Origin of the sequence: Phocaeicola sp. RTP21198st1_B8_RTP21198_201120, assembly GCF_040929485.1 — a bacterium.
Taxonomy (GTDB): domain Bacteria; phylum Bacteroidota; class Bacteroidia; order Bacteroidales; family Bacteroidaceae; genus Phocaeicola; species Phocaeicola dorei.
Window position 1 is genome coordinate 1 of the sequence record NZ_JBCOCI010000586.1, and the last position, 1,009, is coordinate 1,009.

Here is a 1,009-nt window from a genome sequence, read left to right on the forward strand (position 1 = left end):
CTGTTATCAGTTGTGCTGCCCGTTGCAGACGAATGTTACGGATAAAGAGGCTGGGAGACTGATCGAGCATAGTCACCAGTTTGCGGTATAATCCCGTTCGCTCCATACAGAGGTCGCGGCTTAGTTGCTCCACCGAATAGCCATTGACGTGCAGATTCTGTTCCACCAGTTTGATGGCTTGTGCCAGAAATGCAGATTCTTCTGTGTCCTGTTGCTGATGGTCGGGAGACGTTTCTTCTATGCCACAGGTTAGAGAATTATTTTGTTCGATCAGGTTGCGGATACGGAGTAATAGAATCTCTTCTTTATGCTTGCGTTCCATTTCCTTTCTGCTCCAATAGATATACAATCGGCTACCGGTGAAAGCAATCAGTAATAAAATGACTGCATACAGGATATAAGCCGTGGTTGTTTTCCACCACGGTGCATGGATGGTTAATTTTATTGCTGTCACTTTGCCGTTCCACTGAAGAGGATTGTCCGAGGCCATGACTTTGAATGTATAATCTCCCGGTGGTAAATTGGTGTAAACAGCTTGAAGAAGACCTTTCCCTACAGTCGCATTTCCCTGTCTTCCTGCAAATGTACTCATCCATTGCGGGTCGATACCTTCCAGTTGATAACGGTAGTATGTGCGTTCATGATTGATATAATTCAATGCCGAAAATTCGAAAGTCAGGAAGTTTTGGTTATAGTCCAGTTCGATTTCGGTTGTATAAGGAGCAGCCTTGGACAGGATGATGCGGTTGCCATATTCTTTTCCAGTATTCACTTTCTCTCCATACAAGCGTAAGGCTGTGAAAACCGGCGGATCAGGAAGCATCGGATGAATGGAGTCCTTGTCGGGATGGAATATGCTAAAGCCATCAATACCACCCAGATAGAGAGTACCGTCGGAAGAACTGAATACGGCATCTTTTATGTATTCGCCGTCCAAAGCACCGTCCAGCTGATTGAATCGGGTGATACTGATGTTCTTATTCTCCGGATTTATGTGGATGCGTGTGGC

General features: G+C 45.4%; 1 protein-coding gene. It reads right to left on the reverse strand.

Annotated elements, in window-relative coordinates:
- Positions 1-1,009, reverse strand: a 1,009-nt coding sequence (locus AB5935_RS28330; RefSeq protein WP_368328146.1) for a triple tyrosine motif-containing protein, incomplete at both ends; no start/stop codon positions are given.